Origin of the sequence: Shewanella sp. KT0246, from assembly GCF_019654955.1 — a bacterium.
In the GTDB taxonomy this organism is placed as follows: Bacteria; Pseudomonadota; Gammaproteobacteria; order Enterobacterales; family Shewanellaceae; genus Shewanella; species Shewanella goraebulensis.
In genome coordinates, this window is record NZ_BPEV01000099.1 from 1 (window position 1) to 801 (window position 801).

Here is an 801-nt window from a genome sequence, read left to right on the forward strand (position 1 = left end):
AAGCGCAGTTCAGCGCAGAAACCCTTCAAGGTCAATTTGGTACGCTGACTATCAATAACCTCGGCCATTGGACCTACACCGCGGATAACGCACAAGCCAACATTCAAGGTCTGAAAACGGGTGAGTCAGTAACTGACACCCTGCTGGTTCACTCTGTTGATGGCACTGAACAACAAGTCACCGTGACCATTAACGGTACTGACGATAAAGCCGTGATTGCGGGCACTGCAACGGCCTCACTCACTGAAGATAAAGACGTTCACTCGGGATTATTAAGGGTTGATGGTGCGTTAACCATTACTGATAGTGATAACGGCCAAGCTCAGTTCAGCGCAGAAACCCTGCAAGGTCAATTCGGTACGCTGACTATCAATAACCTCGGCCATTGGACCTACACCGCGGATAACGCACAAGCCAACATTCAAGGTCTAAAAACGGGTGAATCAGTAACTGACACATTGCTGGTTCACGCAGTTGATGGCACTGAACAACAAGTCACCGTGACCATTAACGGTACTGACGATAAAGCCGTGATTGCGGGCACAGCAACGGCCTCTCTCACTGAAGATAAAGACGTTCACTCGGGATTATTAAGGGTTGATGGTGCGTTAACCATTACTGATAGTGATAACGGCCAAGCTCAGTTCAGCGCAGAAACCCTGCAAGGTCAATTTGGTACGCTGAGTATCAATGAGTTAGGTCATTGGATTTATACTGCTGATAACTCCCAACTGGCAGTTCAAAGTCTTAATGCTGGTGAGTCACTCACCGATACCTTAATCGTTCACAGCGTTGATGGCA

At 47.9% G+C, this 801-nt stretch carries 1 protein-coding gene; it reads left to right on the plus strand.

Features of this window, described 5'->3' with window-relative positions:
* Positions 1-801 (plus strand): VCBS domain-containing protein (locus tag K5Q58_RS20590; protein ID WP_220755718.1); only part of this gene is annotated, 801 nt, incomplete at both ends.